Here is a 23607-nt window from a genome sequence, read left to right as displayed (position 1 = left end):
TTATTCTCCGTCTACTACAACAGGAATTGCCATACCAATTACATATTTGAATGTATTACCTACTATAATCTTATCCCCTGGCACTAGGCGGTACTCCCAAGTCTTTCCGTCCGCATCCACCTGTGATGCACATTCGCACCACTTAATTGCAGCCTTTGCTTTTTCCTGTACATCTTCATTATCTGTTTGATTTGCAGCCTTCACTTCAATCATATATTTCTTATCAGCCGTCTCTACTAAGAAATCAGGATTATACTGTTTTGCCGCCTTATAAAATAGTCCTAACTGATTCAAAGGCGGCTTTATAAATCTAATAACTTCTGAATCCTCTTCTAATACCACGGACAACCTTCTCTCATCATCACTATCAAATGCATTCTCTGCATAATATGATTTTTTATAGCCTTCAAACAAATATTGCTTAATATTTTTCTTATCTGGCACTTCCTTCTTAAAATTCAGTCGTCCATTTTCCTTCATATTCTTCGCAAATGATTTGAATATAATAAGGTCTTTCTGAACGTTAAATACAAACTCAGTGCTTTCTTCCTTTGACGCATATATCTGTTTTCTTAAGTCCTCTACTATAACAGTTGCATATCTACGGACAATCTTCTTTTTTACTTCATCCGTACCTTCGATTAATGCGAGATACTGATCAACCACATCAAGAATAAATTCTGCATCATCAGAACTAAACTCTGGAATACTCTCCAATAAAGAAACTGCAAGCATATTCTCAGGATTTTCTACAATAAGTGCGTCTGCATCCAGCACTTGCAACAACCTACCATTTACAGCGTCATACCTCTCGATTCTCGATGCCGCAACATCAAAATCCATAATGTTTCGCTTAACAGTAAAAGGTTTAAATATAATTGTTGAACTATAACTAATTCCAATTTTGGGAACAGATATAGCAACTTTCTTTAACTCTTCAACTTTCTTGATAAACTCTTGTTTTGCATATGGCAATACATTCTTACTACCAGATGACTTCTGTAAATCAATCTGCAATGAACCATCCCCCTGATGTACAGTAAATGATGTATCAACTGCATCAGTACCAATGCTCGTCTGTGTCATTTTGTAATCTGATGCTGTGCCATCACTTGTTTCTTTTCCATCATCGTTAGCAAAATAATCAAAAATAGACATCTGTCCACTATCACTTTCGGACTTCTTGGGTGCTACTTTCTTTGCAAATGCTTTCTGATACTCAGCAAACAGATTCTCCACCACATTTTCATTATTCAAATCTTGGTATGATTTCACTTTACTTTCGCATAACGCTTCATCAAATAATGAAATCTGCTGGTTCTCAACTGCTGGCTCTACCATAACTGTTTTTGTGTTCGGTATATCTTCCTCATCAAGATTTCTCTTCTTAAATACAGGGTTATTCTTGATATCATCAACAATTTCTCGATAATGGTCGTGAGCAACAATATCCAGGGTATCTAATTCCTCAATACCCGTTATCTCACCAAAAGGAAGCCTCAATCCTCTACCAATAGTTTGAAGTGCCAATATATCACTCTTTGCAGCATTAAGAGGGATAATTGTAAACAGATTATTTACATCCCAACCTTCTTTCAGCTTATATACATGCAGCACAATCTCAATGGGATTGGTATTTTTCTCAATGGTTAGTAATTTCTGAATGTTCTCTTCTGTCTCTGCACCACTTGTACTTGAGTCAATTTCAATAACCTTGCCAACATAACGGCCTCCAAAAAAAGCATCAGAATCTATTTTTTCTTTTATTTTTCTAGCATGTGTTGTATCTTTACAAGCTATCAAAACAATCGGCTTTACCTGTTCTAACTGATTGTCTATACAATATTTACATACGATGGACTTTCTTCTCTCATGAAGCTTGATTCCATCTTTCAACTTCATTTCCTCTATATCATCATCTGAATATCCTGCTGTATTTGTTCTTCCCATAACAACCGGAATCTTCAAAAACTTCCCAGCTCCATCCTCTAATCCGTAGTGATAAATAATATTCTTATTTGTACTTTTAGGTGTAGCAGTATATTCTAATCCCAACACTGGATTAAGATAATTAATCGCTTTCTTTGATGCTGGGGCATAGTAACGATGCGCTTCATCCATACAAATAACCAAGTCATCAAACGAACGTAACACATCCGCAAAAGAGCCACCCAAATTTTCATTAAACTTGTGAAATTTAAATTCGATAGCTCCCCTAGTAAAAATCTTTGAAATATTAAAGATAAATATCTGAATATCAGATGTTTTTTCTACCACCATTTCCTCTTGGATATATCTTACCGGGTATGATAAATAATTTTCCCCATCATAAACTTTGGGTCTTCCCATCTCTGCTTCAAGTCCCTTAAACATGTATTTTGGATGTCCCGGGACCGCCTCTCGACGCATTTTGTCATAAATCGTATTTCCTGGTGCCAGAATAAAGAAATGTTTGTACCCTTTTGTCTTGTACAAATAATAAATGCATGCACCCATTAAACGTGACTTACCAATACCGGTTGTCATATCAAAGCAGAATGATGGAAAATCAAATTCCTTATCTACAGATATTGTATGTGGAGCTTGGCAATTCTCTGATGCTATTTCCTCTGCTTCAGCTTTTGAACTAGTTCTATATTCAATCTTGGAACTGATTGCATCAAAGTATTGTAGCGCTTCATACTGAGGATCACGCAGGCTCATAGCCCATTTGATTTTATCTACTGAACTCATTATTCCTGCACCTCGCTTTCAAAATTACATTTATCTAATAAATCCTTTGGTATCTTTTTCACTTCAACATTCTCTGGAAGCATCATATCTGCTTGATTTTTCTTACAATAAATCAGTAAACTCTGCTTATCACCTAAGTTCTTCATTATCGACATCACATACTTTGTATTAACAAATTCTTCTGTGATATGTATGAATCGATTCTCTGATGAATGTCCTTGAAACTCCCCAGATGGTTCATAGGTAAATCCTTCTATCTTGCAAATAGCTTCACATACCATATCCCATGTATAAGATGGATTTATTTGATAAACAGGAAGAACTTTGTTCTTTACAAGTAATGGTTCTGCAAGTTCGTAGAATTTATATCCCCCGCCACCTTGCCAACCTACCTCTTTAGAAATTCCTCCCTGTTCACCATCAATTACGTTATCAAGTCTAACTTTACAATGCGAGTAAGCTTGATTTTCCATCTCAATTCCTATCCATCTTCTATTGAGTTTATGTGCTGTAGCTGCCGTAGTTCCTGACCCCAAAAAACTATCTAATACCATATCTCCTTCTGATGTTGTCATTTCAATAATTTGCTTCAGTAGCTTTTCTGGTTTTTTACCATTAGGGAATGTCACATCGCCCTCTTTAGTTAAATTCTTCATCCATGCATTCATGTCCCAATATGTTCCCTGTAAATCCTTTTTATACAGTTTTCCATCTATTATCTCTGAAGTATCTCTTAACCAAACAAATAAATTGCATACATCCCCTTTATAAAACTGTTCATAAACTACGCCTCGATTTTTTCCAGTTTTAGGAATATATTCTATTGATAGATATTCATCTTCAACACCAGCTTCTTTTCTGTAATCCATAACTCTTGTCCTTATTGAAGTCTGAGCGTTGGTAGTTCTAAATACATTTATTCCGTATTTTTTATAAGCCTCTTGTGTAGTTAATCCCTCTCTTTTAGCAACTTGATTAATAGATAATGTTTCAACTCCACTTCTTTTATATATTTTAATTTCATTTCCATCACCATCAACAGTTGATCCGATATATTCTTTTTCTCCAGGATTAACCAAAACACTTGTATATTTCCAGCTCTTACCTTCGTCTATGTACTGCTGTATCAATTCAGACATTTCAGTATATTTATATGGTCCATTAAATAGAGGTAGCAAATCATAATTTTTAGCATACACTAGTATATATTCACAATTTTTCTTTAATCGCTTATCTTCGCCTCCACCAGATGCCCCTGCAACATTTTTCATATTTACGGAAATCATATTAACAAAATTACTTCTTCCAAAAATTTCATCACACAATACCTTTAAATATGCCTGTTCTTCATCATCTATCTGAATCCAAATAGTTCCATCTTCGGCAAGTAAATTACGAAGGATTTCTAATCTTTTTTTCATTATTCCTAACCAAATAGAATGCTCTAAATTATCATCATAATGTTCAAACGCCGCTCCAGTATTATATGGTGGATCAATATAAATACACTTTATCATCCCCGTATACTTATTTTCCAAAGCTTTGAGTGCCAACAGATTATCCCCATGAATCAGCATGTTTTCTGTATTCGATTCACCATATGATTTTGATTTATCTTCAATTAATATTCTCGGTTCTAGTTTCTCTTCCTCATATTTACCAACCCATGTCAATTCTAACTTTCCTTTTTTATCCATGGTAGCCTCCTAAAACTTAATCACTATCTTTGTTACCAGTTGTGTTTTTACCAATATATCTTCTGCAAACTGCTTCTGCATATTTACAGTCTCTTCTTCCAATGTCGACATTTCATCATGAAATGCCCGTACCATTTTTTGTTTCTGTTCTTCTAAAATTTCTATTTGTTTTTTTAATGCAATCTTCTGTCTAAAATCGCCTTCAATTGCATATTTTTCTTTAAGCTCGTCTAATTCTGATGTATCCTTGACTCTAAGCAAATATTCCTCTTTTCTTGATTGCAGCCAATTATCCAATTTTTTCTGATTAGCAATCAAAACTGTTCTTTTAGATTCTGTATATTTCTGTTGCATAAATTCATCCACTTTATCAATATATAAAAGGATTTCTTGATTATTAGGAGTCTCTTCTTCTAAGCACTGCTCATTCAATTTTTCACAAAGCTCTCTAGCCAACACATCTGAAGCGCCATATATTTTTCCTGTTATATCAATAATTTCAAATACTGCATCTTCAATAATCTCTCCAACATAAGAACTACCAATAAGTAAATATCCGTGTTGAATTTCCGGAATTTCCAAGTCTATATTAGTTTCATAGTACTTTGGAAATATCTCATTTTCCTCTTTACTTCTACTATTCCAATACTTAAACTGTGAATCATATTCAGCAATTTCTTTCATGATAATATTAAAATGAGACTTATGTTGTTCCTCTGTTTTATATGTAAATATGGATTTCAGTTCATCCATTTTCTTGTTTCTTTTCTTTTCTAATTCCTTTTCCAAATCCTTAAATTGCTTTGTAAAATCTGATGTTGTTTTACATTCCTGATATATAAGTGTAACTCTTTTTTCAAAATCTGCTCCACTTTCTAATAATCCAATAGCTTTATCTGATGCACCAAATACGCCTTGAAATAGCTCAAATTTTTCAGAAAGGATTTCATATACTCTCTTATCTGCTACATTCTGAGTATTAAGCAAATTAATAACCACAACATCGTTCTTTTGTCCATAACGATGACAGCGACCAATTCGCTGCTCTATCTTCTGCGGATTCCAAGGAAGGTCATAGTTTATAATCGTATTACAAAACTGAAGATTCAATCCTTCCGAACCGGAATCTGTTACAAGCAAAATTTTGTATTCATCCCTAAATGCTTCTACGATGGCATTCTTCAATTCAACATTTCTACTACCCACATACTTTCCATAGTTTCTAGCTTCCCATGCCTTATAAATCTGTTTAGTAACAGGATCATTTGTACTACCATTAAACTTAAGTATCTGACCTTCATATCCGGCATGAGATAATTCTTCAAACATGTATTGTTGCGTTCTAATAGATTCCGTAAACACAACAATTCTTTGTTTTATGCCAGCTTCATTTTGAAATACAAAAGCTTTCTCCACTGCCTGTTTCAAGGCTGTCATCTTCGCATTTCTTTTTATACTTTCAGCTTTATTAATAATGGCTGTTACCTCATCTATTTCATGCTGAATAAATTCATTTACCTTTTCTCTTGTGTATAATTCATCCTGCTTACTATCATCATCCGTCTCTATTTCATCATCATCAAAAAAACTAAGGAAAAAATCAATACTTTCATCCGCTGATTCAGTTCTAGTTGTTTCCTTCAAAGTTTCAAGTCTGCCTTTTAATACCTTGAAGGTTTCTGCAACTGCCATACTTGATGATGCAAGCAATTTTCTAATAACAGATGTAATAAGTGTTCTGTGTGAATTGGGCAAAGCATACAAGATTTCCTTTTTCAGATAATTATTTATCATCACATAAAGTTCTATCTCCATTGGCGATAGTTCAAAATCAATTGTCATTTCTTTACGCTCTGAAAATTGGATATAATCTGCTACTTCTTTTCGTAAAGTTCTTTGCACAACAGGTTCTAAACAAGCCTTCAAATCATTGTAATCTTCTCCCCGCAAATATCTTTCGGAAAATATCTGCTTACTATAAAAAACTCTATCATCGATAAACTGAACAAGTCCATATATATCAAGTAAAGTATTCTGCATAGGAGTCGCAGTTAATAGAATCTTTGGAATTCCCTTTGTTAATTCATATAATGAGTTAGCCATCTTTGAACCATTCTTATATACATTCCTAAGCCGATGTGCTTCATCAAATACACAAAAATCCCAAGCTATCTTTCCGAACTCTGCTTTTCTTTTTGAGGCAAAGTGGTAGGAAACAATAATTACTGCTTGTTTACTCCTTACCTTTGCGAGATAATCCTCCCAGTTAGAACTATCCACAATTAATGAATCAATATCAAATTTCTCTTCTAATTCAACTTGCCATTGCTTTCGCAGATTTGATGGCATAATAAGTAGTATTTTATTTTTTCCACTGCATAGCAAATACTTGATGACCAAGCCAGCCTCAATAGTTTTTCCAAGACCTACCTCATCTGCAAGAATTGCTCCACCAAGCTCTAATGAAGATAGTGCAAATGTGAATGCTTCAACCTGATGAGGATTGATGTCAATATCAGCCATATGCAAACAACTATATGAATTATTTTTCAATTCTTGTTGCTTTAACTCAGCATATGTACTTTCAACAATACCCATTTGCAAAACCTCCAATTTTATTTTCTTAATTGTTCTTTTATTTTATCTGCTATTACCTTTGCCATCATTGGCGGAACCGCATTCCCCACCTGAACAAATTGTGCTGTCCTTGGTCCTTCAAAATAATAATTATCTGGAAACGACTGTATTCTTGCTGCTTCCCGCACTGTAATTGATCTATGTTGCTCTATATCTGGATGAATGAAATAATGTCCATCTTTCGATAAATGAGCAAGTATTGTGTGACAATGATCCATATCACCCTCAACAACTTTAAATCGATCTACAAATGAAGTTCTATTTTTATGTGTTTTCAAATCTTCTGGTAAATCATCATATTTCAAACGTTCATGCTGTTCGTTTTCAAACCACATATCAATTGTTCTCTTATAGATTTCAATGTCTTGTGCAGTATGTGGTCTTGCAATATGTCCTGTTAACACATCCGATTTCACACGAATGTCATTATCTTTTACATATTTTTTTAATCTGCGCATATCTGTCATTGTATGCTCTATAGCCTCTTCGCCAGGCTTTAACACTGGCAAATCGTTAAGTAAATCCCATACTTCTGCTTTACTATGAATTACATCAAATGATGGGTATTCATATCCTGTGCCTTTAAGCCAACCCACTATAATTACTCTTTTTCTACTTTGTAATACTCCAAAATCCTGAGCATTCAACTCATGATAATCAATTTCATAACCTACACGTTTCATATATGTCTGAAGATTTTTAAATGCTGCCCCACCTCTTGCAGTCTTTATTCCGGCTACATTCTCAAACACAAACATTCTTGGCTTATACTTTCTAAGAAATTGAACATACATCTTATATAATTCATTTCTTGGATCATCTTCCATCGGAACAATCATATGACTGCTCTGCGCTCTTCCCACTAAAGAATATGCTTGGCATGGAGGACCACCTATAATTACATCAATCTTATCAATTTCTTTTTCCCTTTTGATATCATCAATTGTGTTGAAAATCCCTTTAATCGTGGATTCTGACATTTCTTTATTAATTACAGTCTTAAGTTCCTCTTTTGGTATTTTCTCCAAAAGTTGTTCTCTGGTTATTTTTCCTTTTTCATAATCATAATAACTTTTAATTTTGCCATTATCTTTTAAGTAATAATATGCTATTCTTGTTTCTATTGTCTTTGCTGCATGCTCATTCATTTCCACATGTGCTACTGGTCTATAGCCACTTTGAATAAATCCTTCTGAAAGTCCACCGGCACCAGCAAAGAGATCAATATAATTTAATCCATTTTCATTCATGGTTGTTCTACCTCATTATCTCACATTTACTGTCCCATTATCTGGACTTGTATTCTCATTATGGATTTTTTTCTTTACTTCAGCTAAATCAGTAAACTCCATAATATCAGATATATCACATTCCAATTCGGCACATATTTTTTCTAATACGGTCATAGCAACCATCTCTTCATTTGTCATTTTAGCCATAGTACTACTACTAATTTTTATCTTTTTACACAACTTGCTCTTATTTATTTTTTTATCGATCATTAATTTCCATAATTTATTGTATGATACAGCCATATTATCCTCCGTGCTTTTAGGAATATAATTTCACTATTTTATTATATATTATCTCAATTTCGTTGTAAAATACTTTATTTGATTTCTCGAACATTTTTTTCAAGTTTTGAAATAAGTCAGCAGAGGAATCATCTCCCTCTGCCCCTATTCCACATCTTATCTTCTGCTTTATCTTTACCAACATCTCTGCTAACTGCTTCATCATAAATCCTCTGAAACTCCTCATAAAGCTCATCCCCATCAAGCTTCATCCCCAGCCTTTTCATTACATCTGAGAACAACCTTATGCTTCCACTCACATCAGCAATATCGAATCCGAATACATCTGCCTTAACTGAATCACTGATATTTTCATAACCGCCAAGCTCTAATATTCTCCTGACAATCCAACCAACTTTGTCCACAGGCTCAGTTTCTTTAGTTTCCACAAATTCACTTTTACCTGTTACATCAGTTGTACTTTCGTCCAGTCTTGCCACATTCACATAAGACGAATTATGAACCTCTGGTATTCCTATACCCTCTAAACCAGTCTGTTGTTTTCTCGCACTATCTGTTTGCTCTTTCTGTCTGCCTATTTCATTCTGATTATTATTAAGATTCATTACCTCAACACTTGCATCAGGCTTAACAACTGCTGCCGCCACTTTCTCAACCTCAGTATTCTCTTCCATCCCCGGTATCTCAACATCCCTGTCAGCAACAATCTCCTCATTCCCCGACACCGCATAATAAACTGTATACAAATCTTCTTTTATAATGTCATCCGCAAGCTGTATCTGCCTCTTAATTTCCCTTTTCTCCTGCTTCAGTTCGTCCAGTTCTTCCTGCACTTCCACATGCCATATCTGATATTCCCGGTACTGCTCTTCATTCTTTATACTGCGTTTCCGACTAGAGCTTTCTCTGTATATCTCATGCTGTCTGTCCTCAATCTGCTGGATTTTTTCTTCCTGCTCACCTATGAAATCCACAAGATCCACAACACTTTTGATGTCATTATTTACAAGTAGCAGATATTCGTCCTGCAACCGATGAAACCTCTTCAAATCCTCTGTATACTTTGCTCCGCCAACTACAAAGCGCTTCTGCTCTACAATCCTTAACCTGTACAGCTTTGCATAAAACTTCTTCTGGAATGGTGACAGCTTCGCTCGGTGCAATCCTCTGATATCCGACGAATAAAAGTAAGGCTTTGCCATCCAGGGCATATCCACATGATGCCTTAACGTCTCCTCTGAAAACATTTCGTCCAGCTTTGCCAGTTTATGATAATACCGAAATCCCGGTGCCTGCACCTCCATCCATGCGTCTTTCTTAAATACATATCCAAGTCTTTTCATCAGATATTTAAAATGCTCCACATTTCCGGCTGCATATGCACACATCTTGGCATCACGAAGAATTATTTCTTTCATGGACATTTCCTTTTCCCACTTGTCCCTTCTGATATTCTTTGGATTCTTGCTGTACTCTGCCGGCATTATGGAAAGTCCAAGTTCATCACAATATTTATTTGTGATAGGCTGGAGATGATTCTTCCAGTTGCTTTTCGGTGAATTGTATTTCTTGCCGGTTGTCATGCTGACACTGTTCCAGATAAGATGTCCATGCATATGCTCTCTGTCTGTGTGGACTGCATACACAGCCTCATAATCATCACTAAGCACATCCTTCGCAAAGTGCTCCAGCACATACATTGCCTGCTCTGCCGTCACTTTTTCTTCCGGTGAAAATGATATGATCACATGATACCCCTGCCTTTTACCCGTCTTATGAAAAATGTTCTTTGTCTCTTCCATCTGCTCAAATGCTGTATCCGGCAGGCAGTTAATACCGCCCACCAGTACACATTCTTCTGTCTTATCTGGATTCTGAATATATTCCAAAGCATTCTTTAGGTGTGATGCTGGATTTCTACCTTCCGATTCCATGATATTTAGGATCTTTGTAATCGCCATACTTCCATCACCTCCCCGAATGTTTTCTTTACCTCATCCATACTGCTCTGCAATTTATCAATATCGCTGTAATACAATCTTCCCTGTGAATTGCCAAGCTTAACCACCTGATTAATATTATTTGCAATACCTGCAATAACACGAATTATTTTTGCCCTGTCCTCTGGATAACTTGTATCAATGTTGCCTCCTGTCCGAATTAATTCTCTTATATAGGCACTTGCTGTCATTCCTGTTCGCTTAAGTGCCGCTTTCAGAATATCCATATCTTTCTCTGACAGCTTCACCGATATCTTATAATCTTTCCTGTCAGACTTGTATCTTCTCTTTCCATCTGCCATACGTTTTTCCCCTTTCGTAATTTCCAAATTCTGTATCAAACCAATCTCTTTTTATCTGTACCATTGCTTTTTTCATCCTTTCTAAAAGTTCTGCTTATAGGTTTTGCAAGATGCGGAAAAGGTCGGACCTTTTCCCGAAAAAATATAAACGCATCAGCGTTTACATAATTTTTCGTCTTGGCAGGAGCACCTGCACCCTGTATATGATATGTGGTGGTTAATGTACCACCACAATTACTGATATGGTGGTTGAAGTTCCACCTGATTTAAAAGTGGTGGCACTTTTTGCCATCACTTTGCTTATTTGGTGGCATTTTCCGCCACCGCTTTTCCATTTTGATGGCACTTTCCGCCACCATGACTTTTTTCTCGCTTATCTGAGTGGTGGCGCTTTTTGCCGTCACTTTGCTGTTTTGACGGCGCTTTTTGCCCCCACTTTTGCATTTTGACGGCACTTTTTGCCTCCACACTTTTTCGGCTCTGATTTGTGCGGGGGCGCTTTCTGCCCCCACTTTGTGGTTTTGGGGGCGCTTTCTGCCCCCATTTGCACGTTTTGGGGGCGCTTTTTGCCCCCACTCGCTGGATTCACCTATTCAGTTGTCTCTTTCACCATTACATCTGCATCCAACATCACATTTTCTGCTATCTCAGCACCATCTTCCGACAATTCATTTGTTTCAGGCGGTATATCCACTTCATCCTGTTCACTTATCACAGAATCCCCAACTGCCGCTTCATAATCCATTTCTTCTGCAACCTTGCTTCGTTTACGCTGTGGCTCATAATCCAGATTGTAATAATCTTCGTAACCATAGATTTTCTGTTCAAAGTACTTCCTTGGACATTTACCCCACGACAAACGCATGAATGAATAAATTATGAACACCCTGTCCGGATTTTTTGATATAATCAAAGAAAAAAGGATGGGGTGTTCCTATGAAAGAGATTTTAGACTATGCAGGTACGGTGATGGACATAAGACAGGAGAAGAAAGTTTTGCATAAGATGGCGGATATTATCCTGCTTGTATTTTTTGCTACGCTTGCAAATGCAGATGATTGGGTAGAGATTGAGATGTTTGGAAAAGAACATGAAGATTTTTTGCAAAATTATCTGGAACTTCCAAATGGAATCCCTTCCCATGATACACTCCAAAGAGTTTTTGCAATGGTGCCCACTGAATTTCTGGAAAGTTTTCAGCAAAAGTGGAATGAAATGTTAAGCAGCGATGAGGGGGAGAAAGTAAAGCGCCTGCTTGCGATTGACGGAAAAACCCAGAGAGGGAACGGAAATAAGAACCAGAGACCGAATCATATTGTCAGTGCTGTAGATGAAAGAGGCTTTTGCCTGGGACAGAAACGAGTAGAAGAAAAAACAAATGAGATCAAAGCAATCCCAGAACTGTTGGACCATCTGAATATAAAAGGGACAATCATAACAACAGATGCCATGGGAACCCAGGTGGCTATTGTAAAGAAAATCCGCCAAAAGCGTGCGGATTATGTTCTGGCATTAAAGGCAAACCAGGGGAGTCTTCTGGAAGATGTGAGGGAATATTTTGCAGATAAAGAACTTCGTGAGAAATGCGCTTATAAAAACCGGATAGAAAAGGCCAGGGGGAACCTTGAGAAACGGGAATACTGGCAGACAGAAGACATCAGCTGGTTAAGCCGGAAGAAAGAATGGGCAGGATTAAAAAGCATTATCATGACTCGTAATACAATAGCAGGGACAGATGGCAGTACAACAGTAGAAGAAAGATATTTCATAAGCAGCCTGTCGACCAATATAGAAGAAGCAGAGCGAGCTGTGCGTGGTCATTGGATGATAGAAAGCTATCATTGGCATTTAGATGTAACCTTTCGAGAAGATGGGAATCACACATTAGAAAAGCAGGCATCCTATAATCTGAACATTATAAGAAAACTGGCTTTGAATATGTTAAAAATTTTAGAGGTAGGAAGCCGTCCGTTAAGCATGAAAAAGAAACGGTATGTGATTGGAACAAATCCAGAAAAGCATTTAGAGAAGATTATGTCTTTATAATTTTTGAATTTAGTATATGGTGTGGTTGAGGAGCACATTCATGCGTTTGGCTTGACATTTACCCCGCATGGTGAAATAACCTTTTGCCTCAAGCTCTGCATTATATTCCTTTATAATTGCATATGCCTTCGTCATCCCGATACCAAGCATCTGGCTTATCTCACCTGCATCTATGAATGCTTCCTTTATACCCTTCATGCAGCTCCTCCTTTCATAAATCGTTATTTTAAATACGTGTTTTACAAAACAGCTATCCTGTTCTTCATTTAATCCGTATTTCTAATTCGTGTTTATTTTAATATCCTTTTCAAAATTTGTCAATAGAACTTTTTATAATTACGCACTTGCAATTCGTTTTTGTTTATGATAAAGTAATCGTACAATCATAAACAAGTCACTTACTGATACGTATTTCATTTAATATCAACCTAATACGTATCTTTACAACGGACTATTTCATATAAAGGAAGGTGAACAGAATGGCTTACTCTGATTCCATTAAACTTACTATGTCCTCTTCAGAAGAAATCGGAAAGGCAATACAGAAGCAGCGCAGAGCACAAAAGATCACGCAAAAGGAGTTTGCACAGCGTCTGGGAAAATCAGAACGTACTATCCAGAAATATGAATCTGGTGAAATACTGTTAAAGATAGATGTTTTAAAACAGATTGCTAATGAATTAAATGTTCCATGGCAGGAGCTTTTATTTGCAAAAGATACTAATACTCCAAAAGATAATACTACCGCTGAATATCCGGCATATGAATTCCACACTATGTCAGATGTAATCAATGCTCTCTTTGCCATAACTGAACTTACTGATTTTTCATTTGAGCTGACCAACACCAAACCTCCTGAAAGTCCTGAATGGACTGCCGGGATCAAGGTTAATGGCAAAGGCAATGGAAAATATGATGCAGACTTCTGTCTCTTTATGGAAAACTGGATAGAAAAGAAGAATATGCTTCAGACAGGAAAAATTTCAAAAGAAAAGTTTGATTCATGGAAATCAGATATGTTGGCATATTATAAGGATTCCAGACTGGATAATGAAGCCGATTCAAAAACTGAATAATTGCAGGCTTACACCTTTAGTAAAGAAAAAGCTCCGGCACACTCCTTCTCGCAAAAGGAATAACCGAAGCTATGTAAGTGATTGACCCGAAGGCTTTATAATCACCCTGAACAAGTAGATTATATCATAGCCTTTTGATGATTGCACAACAATTTTACAAAAAGGAGATGATATTCATGACAGCTTACAAAGATGAAAAAACTGGTAAATGGTTCGCCAAGTTCTATTATACGAACTGGCAGGGAATCAAAAAACAGAAGTGGAAAAGAGGCTTTGCCACCAAAAAGGAAGCCTTAGGATTTGAAAGGGATTTTCTGGAAAAGCAGTCTGCCAATCCTGACATGACATTTCAAAACCTTTATGAAATTTATATGGAGGATACGGCTGCAAGACTTAAGCAGTCAACTCTTCTGACAAAAAAGGCGGTACTACAGACGCATATTCTTCCATTCTTCGGTAGCAAGCCGATAAATGAAATCAAAGCCTCTGATGTACGAAGATGGCAGGCGAAGCTTATGAGTTCGCCGAATAATTACTCCCAGACCTATCTGAAAAAGATTAACACGGAGCTTAACAGCATCATCAATTACGCCAAGCGTTTCTATGACCTTAACACCAATCCCTGCGGCAAGGCAGGCACCATTGGAAAAGCAAAGGCTGAGGAAATGGATTACTGGACTTACGATGAATATATTGCTTTCCGTGAGGGTGTAAAAGACAAGTCGCTATCGTATATATGCTTTGAAGTCCTGTACTGGACTGGTATGCGAGAAGGTGAACTGCTTGCTCTATCACCTGCTGATATTGACCTTGATAACAAGACAATATCCATCAACAGAACATATCAGCGGATAGAAGGAAAAGATGTATTTACATCACCTAAGACAAGAAAAAGTAAGCGAAAGATTCCGATTCCGGATTTTCTCTGCCAGGAGCTATCAGACTATATCCAGTCAAGGTATATGCCTGACGCAGATGAAAGGCTGTTCCCGGTAACAAAATCATATCTCTCACACGAGATGATAAGAGGTTGCAAAAACACAGATGTAAAGAAGATACGAATCCACGATATCAGGCATTCGCACGCCAGCTTACTTATTAATCAGTGCTGTGATGCGCTGATGTTAGCAGACAGGCTCGGACACGAGAAAGTATCCACAACACTTAACACATACTCTCATCTGTTTCCACATAAACAGCAGGAGCTTGTGCATAGTCTGGAATCATTGCAGGCAACAGATTCGCCAACACCTGAACCACCATCTGATAACCCTCTGCTTGAAGCAATAGGTATCACCTGTGAAGTATCTCATGCTCAGGACAACGGCTCAGATGTAACAATCCGACCTCAGTTTGGACCTGCGTTAGTACCACCAAATACCGCATCAGGGAAAATCATCCAGATGCCACAAAGAAAGATCATATAGAAGAAATTCAGCAGTCATCAGGGTTTCTTGCTATTAAAGTTAATAATAACCATATGAAGACGATAGAAAAAAGAGTAGTTGCTATTAGTAGCAAATTAGTAGCAGAGCAAAAGAAAAAGTCTCGGAATCCGCTTGTTTAGCGGATTCCAAGACTTGTGGCTCTTATTCAAACTCGGGTGCAGATAGGATAATCTAGGTACTTTTCAGTACACATTTGTGTTGTTTTGTGTTCATATTCCCTGATTTTTATCTGATATTTTTCTCCCATCAAATTATCAGAGCCAAAATAGAGCCAACAAAAACTATTCTTCCTGTTTTAATTTCTCCAATATTGATAGAATATCTGTTTGTGTAAGCATGAACTTCACATCTCGATTTAACACTCCTAACACTTTTGTATGAACTATCTGAACTGTTGTTACCATATTCTTGTTATCATCAAATAAGGAAATCTAATTGCACTTGTACCCAATATGGTAAATCATTAAATGATTTTTGAAGTTGATTACGAATTTTTTGCTCTAAATCCTCTTCATCATCACTCTCTTTTTGTTTTCCTGTAAAAACTTCATCATATAAATACAATGCTGTTTCTCGCGGAATACCTAATTCTATCATCATTTTTATTGTTTCTGTTGTTGCTCCCGACTGTATACATGTCAGGAAAATGCTATCTGGATTCTTTATATCAAATATTGGTTTCAATAATAATGGTACATTAAATGATACGACATTTTGCAAAACTTGTATCGTTCTTTCTATTTCATCCGCTCCCGTTTCACCAGAATAACGTTCCTCATTTAATATATCATGCAACGAAACACCTGTCGCCCATTTCATACATAAGTTAACTAAATATGATCTATTAGAACCTTTCTGCAACTCTGATGGAACATAACGTTCATACATTGATGAAGTTTCTTCTGTATCACGCATATACTTCAACATTCTATTTAATTTAGCTTTTGCACCGCGTTCGTAAGGTGACACCGGAACCGCTTCCTTATAGTCTTCAAATATTTTTTGCAACACAAATGGATCCCAATATCTATTTTTAATACATATATCTTTCGGAATAGTAAGTGTTTCCAATTTATGGATTATTGCCGCCACTTGTTTTTGTGTTAATTTAATTCCCACATCTTGCATTTTTCGCCGTGATCCTTTCCCGTATCGTAAAACTGATTGTCGAATATATGAAATCAAATAACCATATTTCTTCATGCTATGATCTACTGTTTTATTTGTTTCAATAACATCTTCTATATCTTCGCGATATTCTTCAAATCGTTCTCCATACCCTGAAGGCAATTCTTTCGTAACATCTTCAAACAATTCCAATTGATCATATCCATCTGCATCAGCAAAAGCACTTTCATCAAGAACATATGTCCTGCCAATAAAATCTTTGAGCAAACGTCCTGCCCTTCCCCTTAAATTTGCCATTTCATAATTTGAAAGTTCTGCAGCCGAATCTGTCTTTTTTAAATATAAATGTGGATTTCGTATGACAATATTTTGTGCTGGCATATTAACACCCTGCATCAGAGTTGTTGTGCACACGATATTATTTATCTTTTTCTCTACTATCGCTTTTTCCAAGGTTCTACGAACATGCATAGGAAGCTTCCCATGATGATACGCTGTTCCACTTCCTAAAGTTTTACATAACGTATATTTTTCATGTATTGTATCTTTGTAATACTGTATTAAATCAGTATTACTTTCTTTATCTTCTTTATTCTGCGACAAATAATCTGCTATTTTTCTAGCTGTAGGCGCTGTAGGCGCAAATATTATATTCTGTTCATTTTTTCCTATATGTTCAAGAAAATACGATAAATAATCCAAATATTGAAGGTTATATAATTTTTTTCCGTACCCATATATTATATCTGAATTGGTTATTTCTTCACATTTCGGATTCGAATTCAACATACAATATTGTTTAAAATAATATTTTTTATCTATTTTGCAAATACTATAGGTTAGATTCAAAACCGGACTTATATCCGTACTAATATCTTCAGTCTCTATTCCAAATATACTCTTTCCTAATTTATCAATATCCTCTATTCTTGGTCCTGATATTATTATTTGTTCTACATTATTCTTATATCTAAATTCCATAAGTGTATCAAATAAAATTTTGGCTCTTTCATCTGTCTCTTCTTTAATTCTTTCAATGTTCTGAATCTCATCAGCAACCAAAATCATTCTTTTTTCAAATGCTTTTTCTTCATTAGCGAAAGCTGCTATTGCTTTCTCTTGAGTCATTACATATATACAATTTGCTTCACTCTTTTCTGTAGGTAAAAAAGTGTTTGAGATTCTATATTGCGATATTTTCATACTCTTCAACAATGTATGGAAATCCTCCGTAACTTGATTTAATAAGCTGAGCGTTGGAACTATATATACAATATCATAAATCCCATTCATCAATTTTTTAATAATCTTTAGTAAAATAACAAAGGACTTTCCAGCTGAAGTAGGTGCTGATATACCAATCACTTTCTTTTCATCCATTGAATCCCAAATTCTTTTTTGAAAATTTGTTAATAGGAAATATTTCCCATTTACCTCCACCTCATTACTAATTTGATTTAACCCAACAGTAATTTGATCCACCACGCTGCTAAGCGAAGTAAACAAACAATTTTCTTTATCAAAATAATCATCAGCTATAATTGCAGAAGTAGGATAACCTATTCTTGATAATATTTTCACAACAAAAGAACGTAAATCATACTTTTCATGATTTACATATGTCCACATCAGCGAAATCAATGTAATAACTAAATTTGTGCTTTCTTTCCCTTGTTTCATAGAAGTAAGATAGTCCAAACATCTTACTGTATCATTAATTAATTGGGGCTCTACTGCCAGAGATTTGTTTATGAATCCCGCCTTATTTGCAATATAATAAAAATCTATTTCCAACCACTTCTGTAACACTTCTTGAACTTTTTGTTCCATATTCTGCTCCTGCAATTTATAACTGCTCTTGAAATTCTTTTATTAATTCATCTAACTTCCATATAGGAAAAACTATATATGTCATTCTTTTTAGAATTATATTTTCTTTTATCGGTATTTTTGAATTATCAAAATCACGATATCTCATTTCAATAATTTCTTCTATTTGTCTTCTGATATCGTTTTCATTTGTCAAATTTATTTTCTTCGTTTCATCATACACAATTATGCTTACTAAATGGATTTCTACATTTTGCAGTCTCTTATCCAAATACTCCTCAGCAATTTCATTCATTTCTTCATCCAGAAAATCTTCATGCACATACAGATTCAATTCATCTCTGTGTGTTTTATAGGTATTTAAAATACTATTTAAAGCATCTTCAAATGCTGCATTAAACTTATATTTGCTCGAGTACGTTTTTGCTTCACCCAAAATTATTATATTTTTTCCGTTCTCAACCTTATAATGTATAGCATCCGCACCAAATCTTTCATGTTGTGATGATGTAGTAATTTTCATTTTTCTTAATAATGGAACCGCCTTCATACATTTTTGTATAAAATGAAACAATAATAATTCTCCAAATTGCCCTTGTACCAAAAGAGTATTGCCGGAACCTTTACGAAACTTATCTCTTGCCCTTCGTTGAACAGAAGCATGCGCCGTTGCCTCAGATTTTCCTTTTTTCGTTTCCTTTTCTTTCAACACCGCATATTTATCCGCACTATAAATCCAATCAACTATCGTATCCATTAAATCTACTAAAAAATCTTCTCGAAGTTCTTGTAAATCTTGATACGCTATACTTGCACCATAATGAACATTACCATCTGGCAAAATATCAAATTTTTTCGATATCACATGAATATCAGCAAAAAGAGCCTTATTTGGCATTAACCTTTTAGTGATTTCACTTTCCTGCAATTTACCCATAATTTTTCTTCATTTCTTTACAAATTTTATCAATACATTGCTACTATCAAATTTTATGATGGATGAGAGTTTCCAATTTGCTTCACATACTCATAAATCCGTTTCAACATTCCTTCAGTTCCTTCTCCCAACTGTTGCTCCATTTTACTCCCAAATCCCATATATGTATTGAATCCGAGCATGTATACTGCCATTGCCATCGACAAATCTTCTGACTGATTATCGTACACTTCTGCAACTTTCTGTAATTCATCTACTACAGTATCATGTGGAACTGTAACTCCACCTTCTTCATTTACAACTGAATTAATAACCTCCGGTAATGCCATACACATCTTATAAAACGCATTTTCATCACCTGTAAGAATACTATAAAACTGATCCATACTTACACGGCGAATTAATCTATGCTGCACATTCTTTCCATCAACCTTCGTTGTCCATTTGATATTTTGAGATTTCTTTGCAATGGCTTCTACCAAAAGGCAAGCACAATCATCGTCTTCCAATATCTGCCCTTGCATCTTTATATAAGTTTTAGCCGAAGATGCAGAATTCATTGTATTATGCTTATTTTTCATTTCAACATATACAGTATGAACAATATCTCCATCTGGCATTTGTATACCATCAGGATTTTTATATATTACATCCCATCCTTCCTGTGGCACTTCACATCCTTTAAAATATGCAAATATGTTTTGATGAAAATAGCCAATATCATTATTATTTGATTTATCTCTCTGTCGGAATATCTCATTATTTACAATTTCTTCCCAACTTGTTCGATATACTGATTTATCAAAAATCAACTTTATCGGATCAATCAAATTACTATTAAATTTCTTCAAATCATACGATTCCAATTTTTCTCCATACTTCATGATTGTTGCACGTACATGATTTCTGAAATCTTCTTCTGAAAGAAAATCTAAATTCCAATCCATTATTTATCCCCCTCTAATGCTCTATGTATTTCCATTGCAATTTCATATGCTAAATTTACCGGCACTGCATTCCCCACTTGTTTATACTGAGACTGCACACTTCCACAAAACTGCCAATCATCCGGAAATGTCTGGCATCTTGCATTTTCTCTAACCGTAAATGGTCTTGCTTCCAAGGGATGACATCTTTCAGTCTGCTTCTGTGAAGGAGATGTCAGTACAGTCAACGAAGGCTCATCCAGACTCATCCTCCTTAATATCCCAGTTCTTCCACCTTCCATATCCCAACAACTTTTCATATATTCTTTTGCAATTTCAGGATCAATATCTCTCCAATATCCCCCCGGCGGGACAAGTTCAAATATTTTTCTTTTATTTTCACCATAAGGTACACCCGGACCATCCGGACAATCCAAAAGTACATCTCTTAATACTGGTTTATAATCATGCGCTTCTGGAAAATGAAATTTAATCCTATTAACTAAATCATTTCTAATTCCAATTGTAATTAAACGCTCTCTTTTTTGAGGTACTCCATAATCCCACGCATTCAAAATTCTCTTTTGAATTGTATATCCTGCCTGTTCAAAAATATTAGTAATGGTTTCATACGTTCTTCCTTTATCATGAGTCAACAGTCCTCGTACATTTTCAAACAAGAACGTTTTTGGCTGTAGTTTCTGCAAAAAAGTAGCATAATGATAGAATAATGTTCCTCTTGCATCTTCTAATCCCAAACGCTTTCCTGCATAGGAAAATGCCTGACAAGGTGCACCTCCAGACAGCAAATCTAACTCCCCTTTTTTTATACCAAAATATTCTTCCAAATTCAAACATGAGATATTTGCAACATCCTCATTAATAACTCTCCAATCAGGACGATTCTTTTTCAAGCTATCTGATGCGTCCTTATCGAACTCAATAAGTCCCAATGTATCAAATCCAGCCTTCTCTATACCAAGTGCAAGTCCTCCTGCTCCAGCAAACAATTCAATTGTTGTATAATGTTTAGGAACATTCTCTATGAAATTATCTCTCTGTATCTCAACAATATCTTCAATATTGCAATTTAAGGTAAAACATATTTTTTCAATTGATTCAAATGAGACCGGTTCATTTTTCCCTAATCTAGCCAATACATTAAAACTAATTCCTGATGTTTCCTTCAGTTCTGTACGATTCATTTTTTTATCAATCAATAGTTTCCATAATCTATCATAACAAATTGCCATGTATATTCCTCCTAGAATTCCTATGTTGTATATCTTATCATATATCCACTTTATCCGCAAGAATCCTCTCACTATATCGTTAGATTTCCTCCTGTTTGTTTCTTTTGATTTTCTTGCTAACTATAATCTCTTTCTCCACAATCTCCCTCGCACACGCTTGTATATTGTTCATTCTCGCTACCCATTCCATCTGATTTTCTGCCTTTAACTGTTCCGTGATCCCCTGTGCCTGTTTCATCTGCTCTACAACCCTTTCAAAGCGTTCCTGTGCCTGTTCTTCTATATCTGCCAAATAATCATTCAGCCTGCCGCTTGTAAGCAAATTCAAATATATACCCCTGCGATATTCTTTCAGATAACGTAAATGTCTTTGTCCCCATACGCCTATAAACCTCTGTTTTTCCTCCGGCAAGGTAAGACCGTGGATAAGATAATCCCCTTGTCTGATATAAGTGCCGCCTAGTTCTTCAAATATTGTTTTCTTCATAATCGTTTCCACCTTTCTTATCGTTCTCTATCCATAGATTTTTTCTTAGCAGACCGTTTTGGTTGCTGTCTGCCTTCTTGCTGATAGCGATGCAGCTTCTCCAGTACACTCGCTTTTTTCGGCTGTTCTAACGGATTCCCTTTTTTCTGTTCCGTCTGATTTTTCCATCCCCTTAGTTCTTCGTTGTATTCTATAATCAATTCTTCTGCCTTGTTATAAACCTTCTGAAAGGCTCGCACATTGGGATAGCCTTCCCGTTTTACGATCTGTTCCAAACTCTTGTGCAGACGCTTTTCCAAATCCTCTAACAGTTCAATTCGCCCTTCCAGAGATTTTCGCTCTTTGCCTTTAAATAGTCCTCGTAACTCTGACAGTTGCTTTTTCAAAGAAGAAATATCCTGCTGTGTGCGTTTTATCTCCATGGACTGTCTCTGCAATTCATACATGACCTTCCGCATATCTTTCCACTCTTGCAAATCAATCTTTGGTACAGGTTTCGGCGGTAGTTTAAATTTGAAAATCACTTCCTGCAAAAAGTCTTTCGCACCTCGGATAATCTGACGGAACATATCCGGCAGCCAACCGTGTGTCCTGATAGATTGCAACGTTTTGTCTGTGATTTTTTCCTGCTTGATCTTCAAAATATCTTCTTCGGGAACGCCCTCTACTAATGCCACATCAACTGTCCGATTCCATTCCTGCCTTGCCGCATTGTCTGCCCTTATCTCCTCTGCTTTCGGATTGTTCTTTCCGATTTTCTTGGTTGCCAGATATACACCGCCCTGTTGGAATACGGATAATTTTTCTGATTCCTCTTTTACATATCGGTTGATCGTATCAGTAAACAGTTCTTTGACTTCTTTGGTAAATGCTTTGTTCTTAAACCATTCATCCTTTTTCGTGAAGATATGGCTTTCATAAACTTCCCCTTTGGGGATGATACTGCATCCCGCCCGAAGATTGCCCTGCTCATCCAAAATCTCTTTCTTTGTGCGTCTATGCTTCCCCTGCTCATCATAAAACATATTTCGGGTAGCAATCTTTACTTCGGGCTGTTCCAATATTTTACGTTCGCTGAATACCAGATGAATATGATAATTCGTCTTTGTCTTGTTATGATGAAGAGCAGCGATGCACTCCACGCCATATCTTTTATGAAAAGCCTCCGCAAAAAGCCTTACCACATCCTCTGCCCTGTACTGAACAAAACTTTCGGGAAGTGCAATGATACACTCACGCCCCTCAATACATTTCCCTGCTGAACCACTCGCCTTAAAATCCAACTGATTTTCTCTTGCAAGATTTTTCCAAAACTCCGTTGTTGCTCCTTCTGTCTGATAGGTCGCATAGAGATACTCCTGTCGTTTCGGATTGGAGATATAATCAATTCTTCCTGCCACATCGGACAGCTTACTTTGTCTGATAAATGAATGTCTGCCTATAAGCATCCTCCTTCCCTGCCTCTCGCCAGCTTTGCTGTGAGTAGGTGCATAGGCACCTGTTTACGAACTTATCTGCCTGTTGGCAGTGCGGCTCCCGGCAGGGCGAAATACACCCATCGCATAAACGAAG

The 23607-nt window shown here is 36.2% G+C and carries 19 protein-coding genes; 3 read left to right on the top strand and 16 right to left on the bottom strand.

Annotated features, from left to right (window positions below; translation table 11 throughout):
* The 9 genes from AC6I5B_RS01825 to AC6I5B_RS01785 form a co-directional block, all read right to left on the bottom strand.
* Complete coding sequence (locus AC6I5B_RS01825) at positions 1 to 2733, bottom strand: DEAD/DEAH box helicase family protein (protein WP_004611832.1); 2733 nt, start codon at positions 2731 to 2733, stop codon at positions 1 to 3.
* Entirely contained in the window at positions 2733 to 4430 is a 1698-nt protein-coding gene (locus tag AC6I5B_RS01820; RefSeq protein WP_497773559.1) for a site-specific DNA-methyltransferase, read from the bottom strand. The genes AC6I5B_RS01825 and AC6I5B_RS01820 overlap by 1 nt, the downstream gene beginning before the upstream one ends.
* 9 nt (positions 4431 to 4439) lie before the next feature.
* On the bottom strand, positions 4440 to 7028 hold the full coding sequence (drmD, locus tag AC6I5B_RS01815) for a DISARM system SNF2-like helicase DrmD (protein ID WP_412364198.1): 2589 nt from the start codon (positions 7026 to 7028) through the stop codon (positions 4440 to 4442).
* A gap of 17 nt (positions 7029 to 7045) precedes the next feature.
* The gene (locus AC6I5B_RS01810; RefSeq protein ID WP_004611829.1) at positions 7046 to 8317 is read right to left on the bottom strand and encodes a DNA cytosine methyltransferase; all 1272 of its coding nucleotides are present in this window, start codon (positions 8315 to 8317) and stop codon (positions 7046 to 7048) included.
* A 15-nt stretch (positions 8318 to 8332) separates the two neighbouring features.
* On the bottom strand, positions 8333 to 8602 hold the full coding sequence (locus AC6I5B_RS01805) for a helix-turn-helix domain-containing protein (RefSeq protein WP_004611828.1): 270 nt from the start codon (positions 8600 to 8602) through the stop codon (positions 8333 to 8335).
* A 128-nt stretch (positions 8603 to 8730) separates the two neighbouring features.
* On the bottom strand, positions 8731 to 10563 hold the full coding sequence (locus AC6I5B_RS01800; RefSeq protein WP_004611827.1) for a relaxase/mobilization nuclease domain-containing protein: 1833 nt from the start codon (positions 10561 to 10563) through the stop codon (positions 8731 to 8733).
* Positions 10542 to 10943: a plasmid mobilization protein gene (locus AC6I5B_RS01795; RefSeq protein WP_004611826.1), complete on the bottom strand. Its 402-nt coding sequence runs from the start codon at positions 10941 to 10943 to the stop codon at positions 10542 to 10544. Before AC6I5B_RS01795 ends, AC6I5B_RS01800 begins: the two co-directional genes overlap by 22 nt.
* Before the next feature lie 261 nt (positions 10944 to 11204).
* Positions 11205 to 11372, bottom strand: coding sequence for a hypothetical protein (locus AC6I5B_RS01790; RefSeq protein ID WP_207661702.1), 168 nt, complete (start codon positions 11370 to 11372; stop codon positions 11205 to 11207).
* Between the two features lie 121 nt (positions 11373 to 11493).
* Positions 11494 to 11769 (bottom strand): hypothetical protein, encoded by a 276-nt coding sequence (locus tag AC6I5B_RS01785; RefSeq protein ID WP_412364202.1) that lies wholly within the window; start codon positions 11767 to 11769, stop codon positions 11494 to 11496.
* Between the two features lie 71 nt (positions 11770 to 11840).
* Here AC6I5B_RS01785 and AC6I5B_RS01780 point away from each other — a divergent pair, with 71 nt between their 5' ends.
* Positions 11841 to 12950 carry an ISAs1 family transposase gene (locus AC6I5B_RS01780; RefSeq protein ID WP_071143769.1) on the top strand — a complete coding sequence of 370 codons (1110 nt, stop codon included), beginning with the start codon at positions 11841 to 11843 and terminating at the stop codon, positions 12948 to 12950.
* Positions 12951 to 12959: 9 nt separating this feature from the next.
* Here the strand turns inward: AC6I5B_RS01780 and AC6I5B_RS01775 are convergent, their stop codons facing one another.
* Complete coding sequence (locus AC6I5B_RS01775) at positions 12960 to 13148, bottom strand: hypothetical protein (protein ID WP_004611821.1); 189 nt, start codon at positions 13146 to 13148, stop codon at positions 12960 to 12962.
* 281 nt (positions 13149 to 13429) lie between these two features.
* Here AC6I5B_RS01775 and AC6I5B_RS01770 point away from each other — a divergent pair, with 281 nt between their 5' ends.
* Both AC6I5B_RS01770 and AC6I5B_RS01765 read left to right on the top strand, forming a co-directional pair.
* Positions 13430 to 14026: a helix-turn-helix domain-containing protein gene (locus AC6I5B_RS01770; RefSeq protein WP_004611820.1), complete on the top strand. Its 597-nt coding sequence runs from the start codon at positions 13430 to 13432 to the stop codon at positions 14024 to 14026.
* A gap of 176 nt (positions 14027 to 14202) precedes the next feature.
* Positions 14203 to 15453: a site-specific integrase gene (locus tag AC6I5B_RS01765; protein WP_330673970.1), complete on the top strand. Its 1251-nt coding sequence runs from the start codon at positions 14203 to 14205 to the stop codon at positions 15451 to 15453.
* Positions 15454 to 15891: 438 nt separating this feature from the next.
* On the opposite strand, the gene AC6I5B_RS01760 is transcribed toward AC6I5B_RS01765, so the two are convergent.
* The 6 genes from AC6I5B_RS01760 to AC6I5B_RS01735 all read right to left on the bottom strand — a co-directional run bounded on the left by AC6I5B_RS01760 (position 15892) and on the right by AC6I5B_RS01735 (position 23483).
* The gene (locus tag AC6I5B_RS01760; protein ID WP_004611817.1) at positions 15892 to 18432 is read right to left on the bottom strand and encodes a DEAD/DEAH box helicase; all 2541 of its coding nucleotides are present in this window, start codon (positions 18430 to 18432) and stop codon (positions 15892 to 15894) included.
* Between the two features lie 16 nt (positions 18433 to 18448).
* Complete coding sequence (locus tag AC6I5B_RS01755) at positions 18449 to 19369, bottom strand: HamA C-terminal domain-containing protein (RefSeq protein ID WP_004611816.1); 921 nt, start codon at positions 19367 to 19369, stop codon at positions 18449 to 18451.
* Between the two features lie 53 nt (positions 19370 to 19422).
* Positions 19423 to 20316, bottom strand: coding sequence for an Eco47II family restriction endonuclease (locus tag AC6I5B_RS01750; RefSeq protein WP_004611815.1), 894 nt, complete (start codon positions 20314 to 20316; stop codon positions 19423 to 19425).
* Complete coding sequence (locus AC6I5B_RS01745) at positions 20316 to 21548, bottom strand: DNA cytosine methyltransferase (RefSeq protein ID WP_118208537.1); 1233 nt, start codon at positions 21546 to 21548, stop codon at positions 20316 to 20318. The genes AC6I5B_RS01750 and AC6I5B_RS01745 overlap by 1 nt, the downstream gene beginning before the upstream one ends.
* A gap of 79 nt (positions 21549 to 21627) precedes the next feature.
* Positions 21628 to 22035 carry a TnpV protein gene (locus AC6I5B_RS01740; protein ID WP_004611812.1) on the bottom strand — a complete coding sequence of 136 codons (408 nt, stop codon included), beginning with the start codon at positions 22033 to 22035 and terminating at the stop codon, positions 21628 to 21630.
* Between the two features lie 17 nt (positions 22036 to 22052).
* Positions 22053 to 23483, bottom strand: a complete 1431-nt coding sequence (locus tag AC6I5B_RS01735) for a MobA/MobL family protein (RefSeq protein WP_004611811.1) — start codon at positions 23481 to 23483, stop codon at positions 22053 to 22055.
* Between the last annotated feature and the right edge of the window lie 124 nt (positions 23484 to 23607).

The organism is Faecalimonas nexilis (assembly GCF_059731825.1).
This window is presented reverse-complemented; position numbering and strand designations above follow the sequence as displayed.

What these genes read in the sequence shown, in the direction of transcription:
- AC6I5B_RS01825 (WP_004611832.1), bottom strand. Translation starts at nt 2,733, where the DNA reads ATGAGTTCAGTAGATAAAATCAAATGGGCTATGAGCCTGCGTGATCCT.
- AC6I5B_RS01820 (WP_497773559.1), bottom strand. Translation starts at nt 4,430, where the DNA reads ATGGATAAAAAAGGAAAGTTAGAATTGACATGGGTTGGTAAATATGAG.
- drmD (WP_412364198.1), bottom strand. Translation starts at nt 7,028, where the DNA reads ATGGGTATTGTTGAAAGTACATATGCTGAGTTAAAGCAACAAGAATTG.
- AC6I5B_RS01810 (WP_004611829.1), bottom strand. Translation starts at nt 8,317, where the DNA reads ATGAATGAAAATGGATTAAATTATATTGATCTCTTTGCTGGTGCCGGT.
- AC6I5B_RS01805 (WP_004611828.1), bottom strand. Translation starts at nt 8,602, where the DNA reads ATGGCTGTATCATACAATAAATTATGGAAATTAATGATCGATAAAAAA.
- AC6I5B_RS01800 (WP_004611827.1), bottom strand. Translation starts at nt 10,563, where the DNA reads ATGGCGATTACAAAGATCCTAAATATCATGGAATCGGAAGGTAGAAAT.
- AC6I5B_RS01785 (WP_412364202.1), bottom strand. Translation starts at nt 11,769, where the DNA reads ATGCGTTTGTCGTGGGGTAAATGTCCAAGGAAGTACTTTGAACAGAAA.
- AC6I5B_RS01780 (WP_071143769.1), top strand. Translation starts at nt 11,841, where the DNA reads ATGAAAGAGATTTTAGACTATGCAGGTACGGTGATGGACATAAGACAG.
- AC6I5B_RS01775 (WP_004611821.1), bottom strand. Translation starts at nt 13,148, where the DNA reads ATGAAGGGTATAAAGGAAGCATTCATAGATGCAGGTGAGATAAGCCAG.
- AC6I5B_RS01770 (WP_004611820.1), top strand. Translation starts at nt 13,430, where the DNA reads ATGGCTTACTCTGATTCCATTAAACTTACTATGTCCTCTTCAGAAGAA.
- AC6I5B_RS01765 (WP_330673970.1), top strand. Translation starts at nt 14,203, where the DNA reads ATGACAGCTTACAAAGATGAAAAAACTGGTAAATGGTTCGCCAAGTTC.
- AC6I5B_RS01760 (WP_004611817.1), bottom strand. Translation starts at nt 18,432, where the DNA reads ATGGAACAAAAAGTTCAAGAAGTGTTACAGAAGTGGTTGGAAATAGAT.
- AC6I5B_RS01755 (WP_004611816.1), bottom strand. Translation starts at nt 19,369, where the DNA reads ATGGGTAAATTGCAGGAAAGTGAAATCACTAAAAGGTTAATGCCAAAT.
- AC6I5B_RS01750 (WP_004611815.1), bottom strand. Translation starts at nt 20,316, where the DNA reads ATGGATTGGAATTTAGATTTTCTTTCAGAAGAAGATTTCAGAAATCAT.
- AC6I5B_RS01745 (WP_118208537.1), bottom strand. Translation starts at nt 21,548, where the DNA reads ATGGCAATTTGTTATGATAGATTATGGAAACTATTGATTGATAAAAAA.
- AC6I5B_RS01740 (WP_004611812.1), bottom strand. Translation starts at nt 22,035, where the DNA reads ATGAAGAAAACAATATTTGAAGAACTAGGCGGCACTTATATCAGACAA.
- AC6I5B_RS01735 (WP_004611811.1), bottom strand. Translation starts at nt 23,483, where the DNA reads ATGCTTATAGGCAGACATTCATTTATCAGACAAAGTAAGCTGTCCGAT.